The 20,576-nt window shown below is 72.5% G+C and carries 12 protein-coding genes; 6 read left to right on the top strand and 6 right to left on the bottom strand.

The window, feature by feature from the left end; translation table 11 throughout:
• Positions 1-100 precede the first annotated feature (100 nt).
• The gene (gene pta, locus ACFQGU_RS09310) at positions 101-2,194 is read right to left on the bottom strand and encodes a phosphate acetyltransferase (RefSeq protein WP_386765959.1); all 2,094 of its coding nucleotides are present in this window, start codon (positions 2,192-2,194) and stop codon (positions 101-103) included.
• Positions 2,195-2,572: 378 nt separating this feature from the next.
• Here pta and ACFQGU_RS09305 point away from each other — a divergent pair, with 378 nt between their 5' ends.
• Both ACFQGU_RS09305 and ACFQGU_RS09300 read left to right on the top strand, forming a co-directional pair.
• Complete coding sequence (locus tag ACFQGU_RS09305; RefSeq protein ID WP_386765957.1) at positions 2,573-3,940, top strand: M20/M25/M40 family metallo-hydrolase; 1,368 nt, start codon at positions 2,573-2,575, stop codon at positions 3,938-3,940.
• Positions 3,937-5,592: an AbgT family transporter gene (locus ACFQGU_RS09300; RefSeq protein ID WP_386765955.1), complete on the top strand. Its 1,656-nt coding sequence runs from the start codon at positions 3,937-3,939 to the stop codon at positions 5,590-5,592. Before ACFQGU_RS09305 ends, ACFQGU_RS09300 begins: the two co-directional genes overlap by 4 nt.
• A 131-nt stretch (positions 5,593-5,723) precedes the next feature.
• Here the strand turns inward: ACFQGU_RS09300 and ACFQGU_RS09295 are convergent, their stop codons facing one another.
• From ACFQGU_RS09295 to ACFQGU_RS09275, 5 genes are all read right to left on the bottom strand, one after another.
• Positions 5,724-10,247 (bottom strand): hypothetical protein, encoded by a 4,524-nt coding sequence (locus ACFQGU_RS09295; RefSeq protein WP_386765953.1) that lies wholly within the window; start codon positions 10,245-10,247, stop codon positions 5,724-5,726.
• Between the two features lie 229 nt (positions 10,248-10,476).
• Entirely contained in the window at positions 10,477-11,274 is a 798-nt protein-coding gene (locus ACFQGU_RS09290) for a hypothetical protein (RefSeq protein WP_386765951.1), read from the bottom strand.
• 157 nt (positions 11,275-11,431) lie between these two features.
• Complete coding sequence (locus tag ACFQGU_RS09285; protein ID WP_386765949.1) at positions 11,432-12,334, bottom strand: hypothetical protein; 903 nt, start codon at positions 12,332-12,334, stop codon at positions 11,432-11,434.
• Positions 12,335-12,723: 389 nt separating this feature from the next.
• The gene (locus tag ACFQGU_RS09280; RefSeq protein WP_386765947.1) at positions 12,724-13,560 is read right to left on the bottom strand and encodes a class II glutamine amidotransferase; all 837 of its coding nucleotides are present in this window, start codon (positions 13,558-13,560) and stop codon (positions 12,724-12,726) included.
• Positions 13,561-14,079: 519 nt separating this feature from the next.
• Entirely contained in the window at positions 14,080-14,364 is a 285-nt protein-coding gene (locus ACFQGU_RS09275; protein WP_386765945.1) for a hypothetical protein, read from the bottom strand.
• A gap of 598 nt (positions 14,365-14,962) precedes the next feature.
• Between ACFQGU_RS09275 and ACFQGU_RS09270 the strand changes: the two genes are divergently transcribed.
• The 4 genes from ACFQGU_RS09270 (at position 14,963) to ACFQGU_RS09255 (ending at position 20,514) form a co-directional block, all read left to right on the top strand.
• Positions 14,963-16,081 carry an aminotransferase class I/II-fold pyridoxal phosphate-dependent enzyme gene (locus ACFQGU_RS09270; protein ID WP_386765943.1) on the top strand — a complete coding sequence of 373 codons (1,119 nt, stop codon included), beginning with the start codon at positions 14,963-14,965 and terminating at the stop codon, positions 16,079-16,081.
• A 52-nt stretch (positions 16,082-16,133) separates the two neighbouring features.
• Entirely contained in the window at positions 16,134-17,411 is a 1,278-nt protein-coding gene (locus ACFQGU_RS09265) for a cyclic nucleotide-binding domain-containing protein (RefSeq protein ID WP_386765941.1), read from the top strand.
• Between the two features lie 137 nt (positions 17,412-17,548).
• Entirely contained in the window at positions 17,549-17,872 is a 324-nt protein-coding gene (locus ACFQGU_RS09260) for a pyridoxamine 5'-phosphate oxidase family protein (protein ID WP_386765939.1), read from the top strand.
• A gap of 179 nt (positions 17,873-18,051) precedes the next feature.
• Complete coding sequence (locus ACFQGU_RS09255) at positions 18,052-20,514, top strand: LuxR C-terminal-related transcriptional regulator (protein WP_386765937.1); 2,463 nt, start codon at positions 18,052-18,054, stop codon at positions 20,512-20,514.
• The last annotated feature ends 62 nt before the right edge of the window (positions 20,515-20,576 follow it).

The raw sequence follows: 20,576 nt of genomic DNA, 5'->3' as shown, positions 1-20,576 counted from the left end.
TGCGCTCTGCCGCACGCTCGTTACCCGGGTAAGCCGAAGCACCCTTACCTGGGTAACGAGGGTGCGCTCTGCCGCACGCTCGTTACCCAGGTACGACAGGTCACCCGCGTGAGGCGGGCGCGACCGACTGGGCCTGGATGGCGGTGATGGCGACGGTGTTGACGATGTCGGGCACGGTGCAGCCGCGCGAGAGGTCGTTCACCGGACGCCGCAGGCCCTGCAGCACCGGCCCGACCGCCACGGCCTCGGCCGAGCGCTGCACCGCCTTGTACGTCGCGTTGCCCGTGTTGAGGTCGGGGAACACCAGCACGGTCGCGTGCCCCGCCACGTCGTTGCCCGGCATCTTCGACGCACCGACTGCGGGATCCACGGCGGCGTCGTACTGGATCGGGCCGGCCACGGGGAGATCCGGGCGGCGCTCGACCAGGAGCGACGTCGCCAGCCGCACCTTCTCGACGTCGATACCGGACCCGGACTCCCCGGTGGAGTACGACACCATCGCCACCCGCGGCACGATGCCGAACGCCGCGGCCGTGTCGGCGGTGGACGACGCGATGTCGGCCAGCTGCTCCGCCGACGGATCCACGTTGACCGCGCAGTCGGCGAAGGCAAGCACGCGGTCGGGCAGGCACATGAGGAACGTCGACGACACCAGTGAGACGCCCGGCACGGTCTTGATCACCTCGAGCGCCGGCCGGATCGTCTCGGCGGTGGTGTGCGTCGCGCCCGACACCATGCCGTCGACGCGACCGGTCTCCACCAGCAGCGTCCCGAAGTACGACGGGTCGATCACACGGTCGTGCGCCCGCCCGAGCGTCACGCCCTTGTGGGCGCGCAGCTCGGCGTACCGCGCGGCCAACGACGGAAGCAACGGCGACCTCGCGGGATCGATGATCTCGGCAGCGGAGATGTCGACGCCGATCGCGGCCGCCTTCGCGGCGATCACTCCCGGGTCGCCGAGCAGCACGAGGTCGACCACGCGCCCGTGCAGCAGCTCCTCCGCAGCGCGCAGGATCCGCTCGTCGGTGCCCTCCGGCAGGACGATGCGCTTGCGGTCCGCGCGCGCCCGCTCGAGCACGTCGACCGCGAACATCAACGGCGTCACGGTCTCCGACGTGCTGAACCGGATCCGCGACGCGAGGCGCTCGGTGTCGACATGCGCCGAGAACTCCCCCAGCGCCGCGGCGATCTTGCGCCGCGACCCCGCGCGGATCTCGCCGCGCAGGCCCTCGATCTCGTGCAGAGCGGCGTACGTGTCGAGCTCGACCGCCACCACCGGCAGCCGCGACGCGCGCAGCAGCTGCTGCGTCAGCGGATCCGGGATCAGGCCGAGGGTGACGACGAGGCCCGCGGGCGTGGGCAGGTCGGGGCTCGAGGCGAACGCCGCCATCGCGACGGCGAGATCCGCACGGTCGCCGGCCGCGACGAGCAGCACGCCGGTGTCGAGCAGCGGCAGCACGTTCGGCACGTGCGCAGACCCGGCGACGAAGCGGTCGACCTCGCGCTGCAGATCCGCGGGCTCCCCCGCGAGCACCGTGCCGTCGAGGGCGGTGGCGACCTCGTCGACGGTCAACGCCGACAGCACGGGCAGGTCGGGCAGCACCCACACCGGCTCGTCCGGTGCCGAGGCGACCAGCAGCGCCTCGATCTCGTCGCGGCGCACCGGATCCGCGCGGTTCACGAGCGTGCCGACGAGCGTGCAGCCGTGGTCGGCGAGCACGTGCCGCGCCTGCGCGACCGCCGCGGGTACGTCGTCCGGCTCGCTGTCCCACGCCGAGACGACCGACAGCACCGGCGTGCCGAGGTTGGCCGCGAGGGTCGCGTTGAGGTCGAGCTCGGTCGACGCCGCCGGCCCGGTGTAGTCGGTGCCGAGCACCAGCACGAAGTCGTACTTCTGTCGAAGAGACGTGAACGCCTCGACCGCCGCCGTCACGACCGCGTCCTGGTGGCCCGACTCCAGGTGCCGCGCGGCATCGGCGTACGTCATGGGGCACGCGGTCGCGAGGTCGACGTCGAGGTCGTAGCGGTCGACGAGCAGCTCGACCAGCGCGTCGCGCGTGCCGTCGCCGTCGATCAGCGGGCGGAACAGCCCGATGCGGTCGACGCGGCGCGCGAGCAGCTCGAGCACACCGAGCGCCGCGACCGCCTTGCCCGCGCGCGGCGAGGCCGAGGTGATGTAGAGACTCTCCGACATCGCCTGCCCCTCCGGTCGCCGTACGGCCTAGGCCGACCCTGCCAGACCCCGCCGTACGCCGCTCCCGAAGCCCTGCGTCAACGCGACCCACGTCACCCGCCGTTACCCGGGTAACCAGCGTTCGCCCGGCGACGGAACCCGCACCCAGCCAGCGCCGCCGCCCGTTACCCGGGTAACCAGCGTGCCTTCTACGACGGGATCCGCACTCATCTACCACTTCGGACGGCGGCTGCTCGCGCCTCGGGGTGCCCTGCTTCTCGCCCCGGCATCTGGTCGCCGCTCTCGTCACCCAGGGGCCGGCGGCGCGAGGGCTCAATACCGTGCGGGGGCAGCCGAGCCTCGACAGAATGACCCGGAATCCGCAACGGGAGGGACCCCATGACCGACGCGCCCACGAGCCACGATGCGCTGCGCGACACCGTGCACGGGCTGATGCCCGAGCTCATCGACGAGCTCGCCGACCTCGTCCGGATCCCGTCGGTCTCGCTGCCCGGCAACCCCGTGGAGACCCACGCCGAGCTCGAGCGCGGCTGCGAGGCCGTGCAGGCCCTGCTGCGCCGCTCGGGCGTGGAGCAGATCTCGCTGCTCGACCTGCCCGGCACCGCACCCGTGATCATGGGCGAGATCCCGGCACCGCCCGGAGCTCCCACCGTGCTGCTCTACGGCCACTACGACGTCGTGCCCGCGGGCGACGAGAGCCTGTGGCGCACCGCACCCTTCGAGCCGACGGTCATCGACGGCGCGATGTACGGCCGGGGCACCGCCGACACCAAGGGCAACATCGTCGCCTGCGCGGGTGCGCTGCGGGCCTGGGGCGGTCGGCCGCCGGTCGGCGTACGCATCGTGATCGAGGGCCTCGAGGAGGTCGGCGGCGCCGCCTTCTCGACCTATCCCGCGACCGACCCCGAGAAGTTCGCGTGCGACGTGCTAGTGGTGGCCGACGTCGGCAACGTGCGGCCCGGCATCCCCACGCTCACCGTCGGCCTGCGTGGCATGGCGAACGTGCTGGTCGAGGTGCGCACGCTCGAGTCGGCGCGGCACAGCGGGCAGTTCGGCGGCGCCGCACCGGATGCTCTGCTCGCCCTCCTGCGCGGCCTCGCCACGCTGCACGACGACGCGGGCGACGTCGCGGTCGAGGGTCTGCGCCGCGTCGAGTGGGACGGCGGAGGGCCGGACGAGGAGGAGTTCCGCGCGCTGGCCGGCCTTGCCGACGGCATGGACCTGGTCGGCACCGGCACCCTCGGCTCGCGCGTGTGGTCGGGCCCGGCGATCACGGTGATCGGGATGGACACCCCCACCGTCGCAGGGTCGCTCAACGCCGTGCAGGACTACGCCCGCGCCAAGCTCAACGTGCGCGTGCACCCGGCACAGGACCCGGCCGAGGCGCAGCGGCTGGTGGTCGAGCACCTCGAGCGCGCGATGCCGTTCGGCGTCCAGCTCACCGTGACCCCGACCGAGATCGGCCAGGGGTACTCCGCCAACACCGACAGCGCGGTGTACGACAAGGCGAAGGCCGCGTGGTCGCAGGCATGGGACGCGCCGATCGTGCTGGCCGGGCAGGGCGGTTCGATCCCCGTCGTGAGCTCGCTGCACGACGCCGCACCGGAGGCCGACGTCCTGCTCGTCGGCGTCGCCGACGGCTACAGCGGGATCCATGCGCCCAACGAGCGCGTGGTGCTCGACGAGCTCGAACGCACCGTCGTGGCGATGGCCGATCTGCTCGGCCGGCTGGGAGCGTCCTCGTGAGCACGGCCGAGGCGCCGGCCAAGTCGGGCGGCCCGATGCAGCGGGCGCTCGACGTCGTCGAGCGCGTCGGCAACAAGGTGCCGCACCCGGCGATCCTGTTCCTCGCGCTGTGCGTGGGCGTCATCGTGCTCTCGCAGCTGCTGGCCTGGGCCGGCGTCAGCGCGACGTACGAGGTGGTCAAGCCCGACGCCCAGGCGGTCGAGGTCGTCGGCGTCGGCGGCTCGTCCATACCGGGCGAGGTGCTGCCGGCGCAGCCGCCCCAGGCCGCTGACTACGACGTCGTCACCGAGACGGTCGAGATCGAGAGCCTGCTCAGCGCCGACGGCATCCGCTTCCTCTTCACGTCGTTCGTCTCGAACTTCATGGGCTTCACCGCGATGGGGATCATCCTCATCGTGATGATCGGCGTCGGCGTGGCCGAGCGGTCGGGCCTGATCTCGTCGCTGATCCGCAAGCTCGTCGCGGTGTCCTCGCCCGGCACGCTCACCTACATCATCGTGTTCCTGGGCATCATCTCCTCGATCGCCTCGGACGCCGGCTACCTCGTGCTCATCCCCCTCGGCGCCGCCGCCTTCGCCTCGGTCGGGCGGCATCCGCTCGCCGGCATGGCCGCCGCGTTCGCCGGTGTGGCGGGCGGTTTCGGCGTCAACTTCCTCATCACGCCCACCGACGCCGTCCTCGCGGAGATCACCAACGAGTCGATCGCGCTCGTCGACCCGTCGCTGTCGATCAGCATCACGTCGAACCTCTGGTACGGCATCGGGTCGACCATCCTGCTCACCGTGCTGCTCTCGATCGTCACCACCCGCGTGGTGGAGAAGCGGCTCGGCACGTACGACGACTCGGTGGCTCCCGACGCCGACGCGAGCGACATCCAGAAGGCCGACGACTCCCCCGAGGTCGACGAGGACGCCGACAGCCGCGGACTGCGCCTCGCCGGCTGGTGGTTCCTCGGGGCGCTGACGGTGATCCTGCTCCTGACGCTCCCCCCGGGCGCACCGCTGCGCGACCCCGAGACCGGCTCGATCATCGGCACATCGCCGTTCATGAACAGCCTCATCGTGATCATCACGGTGCTGTTCCTCGCGGCGGGCATGGGCTACGGCCGCGGTGCCGGCACCATCCGCAGCGGCACCCAGGTGATCGAAGCGATCACGAAGTCGTGGGCCGGGCTCGCCGGCCTGCTGCTGCTGTTCCTGCTGATCGCGCAGTTCATCGCATACTTCAACTACTCGAACATGCCGCAGGTCGCGGCGGTGAAGCTCGGCAACCTCATCGAGAACATCGACATCCCGGTGATCCTGCTGCTGCTCATCGCGATGGTCATCACGTGGGGCGTGGGCATCATCATCCCGCAGGCGATCGCGAAGTGGGCCCTGCTCGCGCCCATCTTCATCCCGCTGTTCCTGCGTCTCGGCGTCGAGCCCGAGGCGATCCTGGCGATGTACCGGACGTCGGACTCCCCGCTCAACATCGTGACGCCGATCATGGCGTACTTCCCGCTGATCGTGGTGTTCGCAGCCCGCTACGACAAGCGCTCGGGCATCGGCACGGTGATCGCGCTGATGATGCCGTACTTCTTCGCGCTCATCGGCGTGTGGACCGCGTTCTTCCTCCTCTGGTACGCCGTCGGCCTCCCCTGGGGCATCTGACCCGCGCTACCCGGGTAACCAGCGTGCGCTCTGCGACGGATTCCGCACTCAACTACGGCCGCCGCCCGCTACCCGGGTAACCGGCGTGCGCTCTGCGACGGGATCCCCACTCAGCCACGGCGCAGCAGCGCCTACTCCCATCCCTCCGTCAGGCGGTGCAGCTGGTCGATGCCGCGCCGCACCACCGCGCGCCCCTGCTCGAGCAGAGTCGCCACGAGGATCGCTACCAGGCCGATCGCAGCGATCGCGATCCACAGCGTCGCGCCCGTCCAGGCGGGCAGCAGCTGCGCGAGCGGCACGAGCACGAGCAGCGCGAGCGCCGCGCAGGTGATGGCCACGCCGAGCGTGAGCCGACGCCGTACCCGTGTCAGCACGGCCCACGCGACGATCGCGAGGCCGATCGCCGCGGCGAGGCCGGCGTACGCCAGCGACACCGTGAAGATCTGCACGAACGACGCACCGACCAGGAACGCGATGCCCACCACCTCGAGCACGACCACGTCGGTCGAGTCGACGGCGACGCCACGCGTGCGCCGGTCGAGGCGCAGCAGGGCGACCGAGACCAGGAGCGCGAGGCCGATCGGCACGGTGAACCACTGCGGGTTCCCGTCGAGCGCCTGGGCCGCCCACGTGATCCAGGCAGCACAGGCGAGCACCGGCGCGAGCAGCTCGACCCCGACCAGCCGCTGGGACACCCCGAGCGACGCCGAGTACGCCGCCGACACGAGCAGCGCAGCGGGCACGAGCCCCGGATCCGGCAGCTCGATCAGTGCCACGACCAGACCGGCGAACGTCGTCATCGCGCCGAACGCCGCCAGCGGCAGCGCCCACTCGCCCAGCGGCGTGCGCCACGGGACGAGCATGGTCACCGAGGCGGCGAGCGCGAGAACCGCGAGCACAGCGAGCTGCCCACCGGGCTCGACGCCGAAGGCCACGAAGCTCTCGACCAGCGCGAGCACCGAGTACGCCGCTGCCGCGTGCCGCAGCCACGCCTGCCCCAGCGGCCGTGCCACGACCGCGCACGACACCGCGACCACGAGCACCGAGGCGGCGACCGCAGGCGTCAGCCAACGCGCCACGCCTCCTCCGGCACCGACGCCCGCTCCGACGACCATCGGCAGCACCGTGACCGTGAGCACCGCGACCGCGCCGCGCACGAGCAGCACGAGCCGGTCGACCGAGGTCCACCGCACGAGGCAGGCGGCACCCGCGGTCACCGCGGCAGCGAGCAGGACCGTGGAGTCGGCGACAGCCTCGTCCGACCAGCCCACCCACGTCACCAGCGACAGCCACGCGACGAGCCCGAGCACCGATCCGGTCGCCACGAGCACGAGCCGGCTCGGGAGATGCTGGATGCGCGCCGCCACCGCGCTGCACGCGACCGACACTGCCGCGAAGGCCAGGGCCTGCCAGCCCTGCCCGGCCGTGGCACCGGCCAGCAGCACGAGCGCACCGGCCACCATTCCGTAGGCCGAGGCCACGAGCACCAACGTGCGCAGCCGCCAGGCCACGACGGCGGCGAGCACGCCGAGGGCGAGCAGCACGAGCGCGAGACCCGCCTCGGTCACCACGACGAGCGCGGTGATCGCAGGCACGTGCGCGGCCGCCAGCAGCCAGACGTCGGCACGCACCCACGCGCGCCGGTCGGGCACCAGGCGGTGCGCCACCTCGGCCGCAGCCAGGACGAGCGCTGCGACCAGCAGCGGGATCCACGGACGAGACGCGATCGCCTCGCCCGCCAGCACGAGCGTGCCGATCCAGGCGAGCAGCGTCGACCCCGCGACCAGCGACCACGCGCGGGCGAGCGCAGCCACGCCGGCGACGACGAGCGCCGCGAGCACCAGGAGCCATCCGCCCCAGGTGTCGGGCTGCGGTGTCACCGCGAGCGCGATCGCCGCACCGGCCACGACCTCGAGTGCGCCGAGCGCGGCAGGCGGGCGCAGCCACGACGTGACCGGCCGCAGCACCGGCTCCCACGCCCGTCCCCTCAGGTCGAGCGCGAGCGCGCCGAGCAGCAGCGCGCCGCCGAGCAGCACCAGAGCGGTGGCTGCGGCGAGCGCGTCGCCGAGATCGGCGTACGCCGGGATCACGAGCGCGGCAGCCAACGACACCGTCGGCACGACCGCTGCCCACCCCAGCCAGACACCGACCAACGGGCGGCGTGCAGGCGCGAGCAGCAGCGGCAGCACCGCCACCGCCGCGAGCGCGGCCACCATCGCCCAGCGGTAGCCGAGCAGCGCCGACGAGGCGAGGAACGTGGTCGACCACGCCACCGCGACACCGGCCAGGGAGCCCGCGATCGCGGTCCACGTGAGCACGCGGCCGAGATGCGCGGACGTCGGCAGGCGCGTGGCCGCGGCGTACACCAGCGCGGTCACGCTGAGCGTGATGCCCGCCCACCACGACTCGAACGGCAGGGCGCCGGACGCATCGAGCAGGAGCATGGCCGACAGCGGCACGGACAGCGCGGCGAACGCGGCACCGGCGTAGCGGACGTCGGGGCCCATGAGGTCGACGAACACGTCGGCCACGGGCGAGCGCCCGACCTCGTCGTACGCCGTCACCAGCACCAGACCGGCGGCGAGCGCCGACACGAGCAGCGCCGGGAGCCAGCCGTTGGGCGTGCCGGCCAGCGCGATGCACACCACCAGGAGCACGAGCGCGGCGGTGCCGAGCTGGCCTGGCGACGACCAGTGCGCGACCGCGCGCGGCAGCGCGTGCACGAGCGCGACGATCACGAGGGCGACGACGGCCGGAGCACCCAGCGTCCAGGCGAGCGGCCAGCCGGCGGTCGTCGCGGTGATGAGCCACGACCAGGTGAGCAGCGCGAGGGTCGGCCAGGGGCGCCAGGTGGCGCGCAGCGGACCGACCGCGGCCGACAGCGCGAGCACCGCGGGAACGGCGCCAAGAATCCACTGCGCCGAGGGGTCGGCGGGCCAGAAGCCCGTGACCATCACGACCGTCGCGACGACGGCAGCGACCATGCCGGCGTCCCACCACAGCATCCAGAAGTGGTCGGCCGGATCACGGCGCAGCCGCACGCGCACGGCGGTGACGTCGATCGGCACGACCGCGAGCAGCACGAGCACGCTGCCGACCATCAGGGCGAGAGGCGCGTGCCGCGTCGCGAATCCCAGCGCCGTCACCGCGACGACCGGCATGAGACCGGCGACCACGTCGAGGGCAGGGCGGGACCACGGCACGGCGAACCCGTGCAGGCGCCGTACGCCGGACCACACCGCCAGCACCGCGGCAGCGGCGCACGCGAACCACGGCTCGTTGAGCGTCACGAGGAACGTGCCGCCCAGGCCGAGGCCGGCGAGCAGGAACGGCAGGCTGGCGCGGTCGCGTCCGGAGAGCTCGACGAGCACGAGGAACCCGGCGCAGCCGAGCGCCGCGGCGGTCGCGAGACCGGTGGCGGTCGGGCCGAGCGCGGGCAGCAGAGCGGTCGCCGCGAGCGCCCACCAGAGCGGCTGGGCGATGCGGACGACGGCGTGCGGCACCCGGCCGTCGAGCAGCTCGAGCACCGCGAGGCCGGCGACACCGGTGACGGCGATCGCGACCGGCGGCCATCCGCCCGAGATCCACGTCATGAGCGCGAGCAGCGCCACGACGCAGCTGCCGACGGCACCGCTCGTGAGCGTGGGCGCCGACAGCACCGCTGCGGGTGCGAGCCGGGCCCACAGCAGCGAGGCAGCCATGGCGACCGAGATCGCCGCCACCTGCGCCGCGGTCACGACCGCGACACCGCTGCCGCTCGGGATCTCGCGCCCCACGCCCATCACGGCGAGGCCAACCGACAACCAGGCGACGGGTGCGACGAGGTAGCGCAGCGCGGAGGTGCGATGACGCAGGCTCCACAGCGCATAGGCGCCGCTGACCGCTGCGGTCACCAGGGTGAGCGTGATGGCGAGCGGGACTCCGACCAGGTCGGGAGGGACGGGCACGCCGTCGAGGAACGACGTCACGAGCATGACGGGCAGCAGCAGGCCGCCCGCGGTCTCGAGAGCACGGCCGGCGATGTCGGCCCCGCGACGCAGCAGCATCCAGGCGGCCACGAACGGTGCCAGCGCGATGCCGATCTCGGCGACCGGTCGCATCGTGGGCGCGACGTCGCCGAACGCGAACGCCACGAGGCCGAACACGCCGATGAACAGCAGCAGCACGCCGAGGTAGGCGAGGCCGTGCGTGGCGAGATCGGAGCCGACCGAGTCGGTGAAGCGCGCCCACCTGAGGCTGCTGCGGCTCGGGCCGCGCTCCTCCTGCGCAGGTGCCGGGGCCGGCACCTCACGGGCCACCGGGGCAGCGGTGCGTGTCGGCGGTGCGGTGGTGCGCGGTGCGGGCATGGTGCCGGGCGGCGCGACGGCGGGAGCGACGGTGTACGACGTGCCGCTCCTCACGGTCGTGGCTCCGACCCGCACCTGGGCGGCAGCCGCTCTCGCCGGGCTCACGGCGTCGGCACGGCCGACGGCGCTCTCGAGGTACCAGGCGTACTCGCCCAGCTCGTCGAGGACTTCGCGTCCGACACGTCCACGCGCCCTCGCCAGCGGGAGGAAGACCTCGCGCACGAACACGATGTGCTCGTGGTCGTCGGTGCGGATCTGGCGCGGGGCGAGGGGCTCGGGGTCGAGCCGGGTCGTCTCGCCGTCGGACACCCAGGCGGTCAGCAGGTGACCATCCCAGTAGCGCAGTCGTGCTCGTCCCGTCGGGTCGAGGTACCAGCCGGCGGGATCACGGTTGAAAGGGCGACCTGGTCATGTCCTCATCCTTCCCCTCCGTGCGCGCGGAATCCTGCCGAGCAGGGGCTCGCACCCCCGCTACCTGGGTACCCAGCGTTCGCTCCACGACGGGATCCCCGCTCAGGTACGACGTCGGGCCCGGCGACTACTCCCCGGGCACGATCGCGCGTGCGTTGTCGAAGCTCACGCTGACGCCCTTGGTGGGTGCCATCAGCAACAGGACCATGCCGGCGCAGCCCTCGAACTTGTCCGTCTCGGGACTCGCGGGCACGGCCACCCCGTTCACCCAGCCCGAGAGGCGTACGTCGTCGTTCAGAGGGTTGCTGATGGCAGCCAGGAACCGCAGGGACGTCACCGCTGCTCCGGATGTCAGCGAGGCGCCCCACTCGGCGAGCGGCTCGGCGTCCGGCACGCCGTTCACGAACCTGAGATAGGCACCGCCCGAGCCGTCCGCCGCCGCGAGCATCATGAGGCCGTTCTCGCCCGCGGCGTCGAAGCAGGCGATGCCGACGGCGGTCTTCGTGCCGGCCGACGCCGCGCCGACCACGTCGACGCTCGAGTCGATGGCGTACGCGACTCGTGCGTACTCGCCGTACGTCTCGGCCGGGCCGGACGGCTTGGACGTCGCGGTGATGACGTACGCGCCGTCCTTGACCGCGTACGTGTAGCCGTTCAGGTCGCCGACGTGGAAGACGCCGGGGCCCTGGGAGAAGTCCTCGGCCAGCAGCTTGTGCGTGAGCGGGTCGCGGTCGACCGGCGTGGCCGATTGCGTCGACGGCGTGGCAGAGGTCGTGGTGGTGGCGGTCGGGGAGGTGGCAGAGGCTCCGGTCGAGGGCGTCGAGCTGCTGGCGCTCAACCCGGGAGCCGGGGTCGGCCCGCACGCGGCAACCGCCAGGCAGGCGACGACGAGGACGAGCGAACGGGTGCGAGATGTGCTCAGCACGGGGATCACCCCTTGGCGAGCGGCCGCGGAGGCCGGGCGCCCCAGCGCCCGTCAGCGTCAGAGTAGGGCTGGGGCCTTCGCGGAGTCCTGTCGACTTCCCCCCGGCGCCCGGCCGTTCGACGGGGCCAGCCCCCTGGGCCGTCCGTCGCCCCCGGCGTCAGGAATCGGTTCCGAGCTGGCGGATCAGCGCCGTTGCGAAGCCTGTGCAGTCGACGTCGTCCTCGCAGATCAGCCAGTAGACGGTGCCGTCGTGCACGAACGAGATGGAGGACATGCGCTCGCTGTTCGTGGCGGTGAAGCGGGAGTGCCGCAGGTCCTGCCCGCCGATGGTCTCCGACTTCACCGTGTCGTCCGGCTGCGTGAGCAGCACGCCAGCGAGGTCCGCGGCCGTAGCCATGGCGTCCTTGTCGGCGGCCAGCGATGCGTCGGGCACGAGCACGCCCAGCACCACCAGGGTCGGGACACCGGTCACCCGATGCGTCGAGGCCTGCGACCACCCCTCCTTCGGCCCGCTGATGCCGAACATCGAGGCGGCCTCGCCCTCCAGCTCGGCGTAGCCGTAGCCGGGTACGGGGACGAGGCTCGGCTCCCCCGCGCCGGGCGTCGCTGCGGGTGACGTGCCGAGTGCGCCTTCAGGGACCACCTCGCGCACCAGCGCCTCGACGAACCTGCCGCCGTCGACATCGCCGTCGCTCAGGACCCAGTAGACCTTCCCGTCCTGCTCGAAGGAGTAGACGTACACCGGCCCGAGATCAGCGACGACGGCGGCCGAGTGGGCCACGCGCGCTCGCGCCTCGATCAGCTCGGTGAAGACCTCGTTGCCGGCCCTCGCGCCCAGTTCGCCGGCCATGGCTGCCGCGGCCGCGGTCGCGTCGGCTTTCGGCGTGCCGCCCGAGAAGACGACCAGCAGGACGCGGTCGGCCCCGGGGGTGGTGACGAGGCGGGTCGTCACCTGCGCGAAGCCGAAGCGCGAGGTCAGCGGCTCGAGCGTCGCGAGGTCGGCCGCGCTGGGCTCGGCGTACGAGTAGCCGGGCACGTCCACGAGCGATCCTGCCGTCATGGAGCCGGAGACCGACGGTGACGTCGTCGCGGCTGGCGACGTCGTCCCTCCGGGCGAGGCCGTGCTGCCGCAGCCAGCCAGGATGAGAACCAGCGGAACCAGGATGAGCGTCGTCCGGCGCATGGGACACCTCCCCCGGCGGTCGGCACCCCACCGAGGCGCCAGGTGGCCGCCCACGTTCATTGTTGTCCGACGCGTCGGACCGATGCACGACGAGGCGCCGCTCGGGACGCCCACGCGTGCCCGCAGCGCCCATCCCCGCCTGCCGCTCCACGCCCGAGCGCGAGCGCGCTCCCCACGACGCGCGCTCGCCGCCCCCTACCCGCCGCACGGCCTACCCGGGTGACGAGCGCGCCCCACGACGCGATCCAGCACCAGGTACGCCGTGCTCAGGACCCGGCGGGCGCGAAGGCGGCGTGCCGGTAGCCCGCCGCGTCGAGGATCGCCACCGACGCCTCGGGCACCTCGAGGAACGCGCCGGGCAGGTCGTTGATGGGCTCCGACACGATCACGCGCGCGTCGTCGGAGAAGAGGGAGAGCCGCGACTCGTCCGGGTACATCGTGCGCAGGTCGGAGATGTCGGTCGAGTGGAACAGCGAGCGCGACCGCCCCTGCGACGAGTAGCGGAACGCCCAGACCGAGTCGCCGTCCGTCGTTGCGATGCTGCCCTGGAACGGGAACCGCACGTCGTGCTCGTGACCGACCCGTTCGACGAACGCGATCGCGCGCGCTATCGCGCCGACGGGGTCGTCGCGCAGGCCGAGGGTGAGCGCGAGGTGGAAGAGCACCTCGGAATCGGTCGTGCCCAGCATGAGCGGGTAGAGATCGGGGTCGACGGCGAGTACGAGGTCGCGCTTGACGCGATCGAAGTCCGCGATGCCGCCGTTGTGCATGAAGAGCCAGCCGTCGTTGCGGAACGGGTGGCAATTGGTCTGCTGGATCGGCGGCCCGGCTGCGGCGCGCACATGGCAGAAGAACAGCGGCGACACCACGGCCTCGGCCAGCGAGCGCAGGTTCCGGTCGTGCCAGGCCGGCTCGATGCTGTGGAACAGCCCGGGCGGACCGTCACCGTCCACGGGATACCAGCCGAATCCGAACCCGTCACCGTTCACGGGCTCTGCGCCGAGCGGCGAGTTCAGTGACTGCGCGACGATCGAGTGCACCGGATGCAGCAGCAGCTCGCTGGTGCGCAGGGGCGCTCCTCGGTAGACGAACCAGCGGCACATCGGAGGTCCTCTCAGCCGGTGACGAGCTCCCGCCCGGCGCTGGAGCCGTCGGCAGGTGGCCAGATCGAGGTCGACGAGATGCCGGGTCGCAACGCCAGCATCGTCCGCGCGGAGCAGGGTGTCGCGCAGGTGGGCAGATCGGCCTCCTCTCGCCGAGGAGTCGTCCGTCCAGCGGGTCGTCCGCCACGGGAACCCCGTGCCGGATCGCGCTCGCTCCGACGCGATCCAGCACGACGTACGCCGAGAACGCTCACACCGAGAGCGCGAGTCCGTCGGTCGCACGCCCCGGACTCCTGAGGCTGCGGGCATGAGCATCGCCGTACCGCTCGAGGACCTGGCCGCCAAGCTCGACCGCATCGAGATCGCCACCACCTGGGCCGTGGTGCACCGCCCCGCGCTCGCCACCGACTGATCGGCCGTTACCCGGGTAACCAGCGTGCGCTCTGCGACGGATTCCGCACTCAGCTTCGCCCCACGCTCGTTACCCGGGTAACCAGCGTGCGCTCTACCGCACGCTCGTTACCCGGGTAAGCCGAGCGTGCGCCCCGCAACACGTTTCCCACCCACCTGCGTCGCCGCAGCCGCCGGAGCCGCCGGAGCCGCAACGAGCTGGGCCGACCGCGCGGACTCCAGGGCCGCGTCGATCAGGCGCAGCAGCGACACTGCCCCGAGCCCCACGAGGTGGGCTCGGGCCTCGCCGATGTGCTCGTCCGGCACGCCGCCCGCCGGCAGCACGCGTGCGAGCACCAGCACGGCGTACGCGTGGTCGAGCGGCAGCCCTCCGTCGTGCCACCTGTCGCGCACGTCGCGCACGGAAGCAGCGGCGGAGTCCCCCGACAGCAGCAGGACGTAGGTCCTCGCGTGTGCGAACCACGTGACGAACTGCAGCTGCTTCCACTCCGCACCCTGCTCGTACCACTCCGCACCCTGCTCGGCCTTGAGGGCGTCGAGCGCCGCGAGGGCGCCGGCCGGCTCGCGGTGTTGACGAGGTCGCCCGTGACGAACCGCTGGTCGGTGGCGTTCAGGCTCGCGACAGCCTCGCCCGTGAGGACGCCGGCCCGCGCCTGCAGCGGGCGGTTGAGCTCGGCCCAGGGCGTGCACGCGATCGACGATCTCGAGGGCTGCTGGAGCACTCGACCACTGCCGCCCACCTCCGTCGCCACGCTGCACTGCCCGCATGATGACGCGTCCGACGCGCTCCGCGTGAGAACCCCGCACGCCACGGCCCGATCACTGCGGAAATCCGAGGAGCCTCGACGTGCGATCGGCCCCGAGCGGGCCGTCCATCGGCGGTACGGCGGATTCCGCTGATCGGACGCCCGGCAGCTCCGGTGAGGTCTACGGTCCGGGCAGAGAGCCCCACCAGGCACGATGGGAGCAGCGGCATGACTGCGACGACCGCGTGACCGCGACGGCCTCCCTGACCCAGATGCAGCTGCTGGGGGTGGGGAGCGAGACCAACGTCGCCGAGGGATACCCGCGTTTCGCGCCGACCCCGTCGCAGGCGGCGATCCTCGCCCGGCTGCCCGAGCTCATGACCGAGGCGACGACCACGCCGTACCCGGTGCTCGAGCAGCGCGCGCACACCGCGTTCCTGCACGCGCTCGGTCAGACCACCGCGCCGATCGGCAGCGGACGGATCCTCAGCTTCTACGCCTCGACCATCGCGATCGACGTCGCCGCCGCAGCGCTCGCGCGCCGGGTGCGCACCGTCGGCGTCGTGACCCCGGTGATCGACTGCATCCCGGCGCTGCTGCGCCATCGCGGTCTCGATCTCGTGCCGCTGTCGGAGGAGTCGTTGACGGACGGGGACCTGTTCTTGCGGCACCCGGAGATCCAGGCGGTGCTGGCCGCGAACCCGAACAACCCCACGGGCACGGTCATGACCGAGGCCGAGCTCGAGCGGCTGGGCCGGGCCTGCGCCGGGCGAGGCGCTCCCCTGCTGATCGATCAGTGCTTCCGCGCGTTCGACAGGCGCGCGCAGTACGACACGTATGCCGTGCTCGACGCGACCGGCGCGGAGTACGTGATCGTCGAGGACACAGGCAAGCTGTGGCCCACCGGTGGCGTGAAGCTCGGCTTCCTCGCGTGGTCGGCCAACGCGCGGCTCGACCTCGCCGAGGTCGCGGCCGACGTCCTGCTGATCGCTCCCCCTTTCTCGGTCGCGGTGGTCGAGCAGTTCGCCCTCGACCTGGCCGACGGCGGGATGACCGCGCTGCACGAGCGGATCGCGCACAACCGCGCGGTGCTCGGGAAGGTGCTCGAGGGATGCGAGCGCGCGGCCGTCTCGGACGGCGACTCGCGCGTGAGCGTCTCGCGCGTCGAGCTCGCGCGAGGCATGACCGGCACGCGGCTGTGGGGCCAGCTGCTGAGGCAGGGCGTCCACTCGGTGCCGTGCCGACCGTTCTACTGGGGCGACGGCCGTGCCGGTGAGCGCTACCTGCGCATCGCACTGGCGCGTGAGGCCGACGTCGTCGAGCGTGCCGGGTTCGCCGTCCGCGCCTGCCTGGAGGGCGGGTGACCATGGCGGTCCGTACGCCTCGACATCCCTCCGTGCGCTGGAGGCGACGGCCATGAGCCGCACGCCGTGGAAGCCGGTCGGGCTCGTGCTGCTGTCGAGCGCGAGCCTGCAGATGGGCCTCGCCGTGGCGGCGAGCGTGTTCGCAGCCGCAGGGCCCGTCTCGGCGGTGTGGGTGCGCAGCCTGGTCGGCGCGGTGCTGCTGTGGGCGTACATCAGGCCCGACATCTCGGCGTACACCCGCGACCGCCTCGGGCCGATCGCGGTGTACGGCGCGTCGCTCGCGTGCCTCACGCTCTGCGCGTACGTCGCGATCGCACACGCGCCCCTGGGCTACGTCAGCGCGATCCTCATGCTGGGGCCGCTCGCGATCGCGGCGTGGGGCAACCGCACGCCGGTCGATCTGGCCCTGGTCGGCGTCGCCGCGATCGGTGCACTGCTGCTGTGCCTGGCGAACGGCACCGACGGTCCCGTCAGCCTGACCGGGCTCGGGTTCGCGCTCGCGGGCGCGGTGGCGCTGGCGGCGTACATCGTGGCGGGCAAGCGCGTGAACGCCGCCGGCTCGGGGCTCTCGGGGCTCGCGCTCGCGTTGGTGATCACGGCAGCGCTGCAGACGCCGTTCGGCCTGCTGCTGGCCGAGCCCGGGCTGTGGGACGTGCACGTGCTGCTCACCCTCGCGCTCGCCGGCGTGCTCGCGACGCTCGTGCCGTTCTCGCTCGAGGCCGTCGCGCTGCGCACGCTGCCGATGGCGACGTTCGGGCTCGTGCTCGCGTTCGAGCCCGCGGTGGCCGCGCTGACCGGCATCGTGATCCGCGACGACGTGCTCGTCGCGCAGCAGTGGCTGGGGATCGGCCTCATCGTGGTGGCAGCAGCGGGCAGTCTCGGCCCGAGAGATTGGATGCGCAGGATGGGAAGCGACAACGCTCGACTCATGACCGACGCCACGGTGGCGGCCCTCGGGCGCGTGCCGCTGTTCGCCGGGCTGTCTGCGCCGGAGCTGGCCACGCTGGCCGGTGCCGCGCAGACCCGCGAGTTCGCGGCCGGCGACGTGCTCACCCACGAGGGCGACGACGGCGACGAGTTCTTCGTGCTCAGCACCGGCACGGTCGACATCAGCGCGCACGGCCAGCACCTGCGCACGCTGGGCGAGGGCGACTTCCTCGGCGAGATCGCGCTGCTGTTCGGCGGCACGCGGACCGCGACCGCGACCGCCGCGTCACCCGGCACGCTGTACTCGCTGCCGAAGCCGGCCTTCCTCGCACTGCTCGAGGAGCACCCCGATATCGAGGACAAGATCCTCGGGACGGTGAGCGAACGCATGCGCTACCGGTGACCGCGACCCGTCGTACGCCGTACCCGGGCAGCGAGCGCGCCCCTCACGACGCGATCCAGCACCAGGTACGCCGGGAACGCTCACACCGAGAGCGCGAGTCCGTCGGTCGCACGCCCCGGACTCCCTAGGCTGCGGGCATGAGCATCGCCGTACCGCTCGAGGACCTGGCCGCCAAGCTCGCCGACTACCCCTGGGGCTACCTCGTCACTGTCCGGGACGACGGCCGGGCGCAGAGCCTCGCCGTCCCCACGGTCGTCGAGGGCGGCACGCTCGTCGCGACCGTCGGACGGCGTACGGCCGAGAACGCGGTCGCCCGCCCCGGAGTCACGCTGGCCTTCCCGGGCGCGAGCGGCGCCGACTACAGCCTCATCGTCGACGGCGACGCGCACGTCGAGGGCGACCGCATGGAGGTCACGCCCACCTGGGCCGTGATGCACCGCCCCGCGCTAGCAGGCGACTAGACCAGGCCAGCTCCTCCCCGCGTTCGGCCCCACATGGGGTTGCGCGCTCCGTTCCTCGGTCCGCGCCGATCCATCGAACAGGCGGCTCCGGGTTCCGGATGTGCAGTCACTAAGGGTCCACTAACGTGGTCGTGGGAACGTGCAGCGCACACGGTGACGCACGGGAGAAGGGACCACGGGTGACCGACACCGTTGCACGGCCTGTTTCTGGTGTGCTGTCACGTCCCGGCCCACTCGTCGGGCGCGCTGCCGAGCTCGATGCGCTGCGAGAGCTGCTCGCGGACGACGCAGTCCATGTCATCACGATCACCGGTCCGGTCGGCGTGGGTAAGTCGCGTCTCGTCGCCGAGGTCACCCACCGAACGCTGAACGACGCCGACACGGTCGTCGTCGCCGTCCCCCTGACCGGCGTGACCGACTCCGGGCTCGCTGCCGACGCGCTCATCTCGGCACTGAGCGAGGCCCCGCAGTACGGCGCCAGCCCGGCAACGGCGCTCTGGCGGCGGGCCGGAGGCCAGCGGGCCGTCCTCGTGCTCGATGACGCCGACGAGGTCGAGGCTCTGGCAGAGCTCGTGGTCGACCTGCGCGACTCGTACCCCGCCCTCACCGTGCTGGCCACGCGCGTGCGGCCGCTCCGAGTGCCCGGCGAGCGCGTCGTAGCGGTCAAGCCGTTCCCCGCGCCAGACCCCGACGGGGACGGCCCCGCCGTCTCCCTGTTCGCTGCACGCGCTGCCGCGGCAGACGCCTCCTTCGTTCTCGACGCCGGCACCCGCACCTCTGTCGCGGCGATCTGCCGCACTCTGGGCGGGCTGCCGCTCGCGATCGAGGTGGCTGCAGCGCGCGTGGCTTCGGTGCCGCCAGCGATGATGGCCCGTCAGCTCGAGCGATCCTCTGCGCTGCTGCACCAGCGCGACACCCTGGGGGTGGCCGATCGGCACCGGAGCATCGATGCCGCACTGGACTGGTCCATGAGCCTGCTCAGCCCCCCAGCTGCCGCGCTGATGACCCGGCTCGCCGTGTTCGAGGGCGGGTTCCCGCTGGCTGCTGCCCAGCAGGTCACGGAGCCGCGCCTCGGAGAGCTGGAGCTGCTCGACCTCGTCTCCGAGCTCGTCGACTCGCACCTCGTCGACCTGCTCGTCGACAGCGCCAACCACGAGCTGCTCCGCCTCGACCCGCTCGTGCGGCGGCACGGGAAGCGCCTGCTGGCGGAGTCCGGCGTGGAGGACCGCGTGCGTGACGCGCACGCCGCGTACTGGTCGACGCAGTGCACCCTCGACCCCAGCACGGCCTCGCGCTCGTGGCCGGACGTCCTTGCCGCCCTCGACAGGCGGATCTCGACCGGCCATCAGGACTCCGCGCTGCAGCTCGCCGCGATCGCAGCGCCGGACCTCACCCTCTCCCCCGGCGCACAGGCCACACTCCTCCCCCTGGTCGAAAGCGTGCTCAACGACGGATCCGTGTCCGACGACGCGCTTGTGGCACGCACCCTCATGTGGGCCACCGTCCACTCGCCGGCCGACGACATGGGCACAGCGGCGTACGGCGCGTGGACGGCTCGACGGCTCCGGCAGTCGATCGCGCTGGCGCGGTCGTCGGGCGACGATGCCGCGCTTCTCGAGGCGCTCGAGCTGGTCGTGAGCACCCTCGGCGTCACCTTCGACCTGGAGGGAGCCGTGGCCTCCGCCCACGAGGGTCACGCTCTCGCCTCACGGCTCGGCAACGAGGCGGCTCTAGCTCGCTTCGAGGTGTACGTCGCGATGACGCACAGCCTCCGCGGCGACACCGCAGCCCAGGCGCGCAGCGCCCGTAGCGCCTACGAGCGCGCTTCTCGCGTCCGCGACTCGGAGGCGATCATCCACTCGGCCCTGATGCTGCGTGCGCTGCCGCCGGAGGAGCGCGGCCCGGTCCCGCTGCTCGAGCTGGACGAGCTGCTGCAGCGGGCCGAATGCCTTCAGCAGCCGATGATGGTGATGCACGTGCTGGCGCCGATGGCGATGGCGGCTCTGGCCGCGCAGGACCAGGCATCTGCCCTGAGCGCCATCGGCCGGATGCTCCTCATCGCAGAGGGCGTCGAGCGCACCTGGCCGGTGGCTGCCCTCGCCCCACTGATCCTCCTGGTGCCTGTCACGATGGCGCGTGGCTCGTTCGACGACACCGTCCGCGTGCGCGAGTCGATCGCCGAGCTCGAGCCTATGCTGCCGCAGATCCTCCCCTCGCTCGCGCAGACGTACCTCGCGATGGTCGAACCGCTGCGCGGGCTCGTGCCGCCCGAGCAGTACGACGCGCTGGCCTCCGAGGTCCGAGGCCTCACCTTGGGCCAGGCGAACCGCCGGGCCCAGGCGATCGTGCGCGGCTACCTGCCCACGACCGGCCCGGATCCCCACGTCCTACCGCGTCCTGGGGTTCCCGCCGGCGAGCACCTCACGCCGCGAGAGCTCGACGTCCTGGAGCGGCTCGTCGCAGGCGGCACCAACCGGGATGTCGCCGAGACTCTCGGCATGGCGCCCAAGACCGTCATGCACCACACGGTCGCGATCTACCGGAAGCTCGGTGTGCGCGGCCGTGCCGAGGCCGTCTCCTGGGCGTTGCGCAGTGGCACCGTCGTACCGACCACGCTGTCGGATCCGCACTCGACCACCTGACCCACGCGCACACGCGGCGACCTCGACGGCCGCCACCTGGCGCTATGTCGGTGGGCACCGCC

Origin of the sequence: Longivirga aurantiaca, from assembly GCF_042660085.1 — a bacterium.
Lineage (GTDB): Bacteria > Actinomycetota > Actinomycetes > S36-B12 > CAIYMF01 > Longivirga > Longivirga aurantiaca.
Note: the sequence above shows the minus strand (reverse complement) of the source record. Positions and strands in the feature narration are given on the sequence as shown.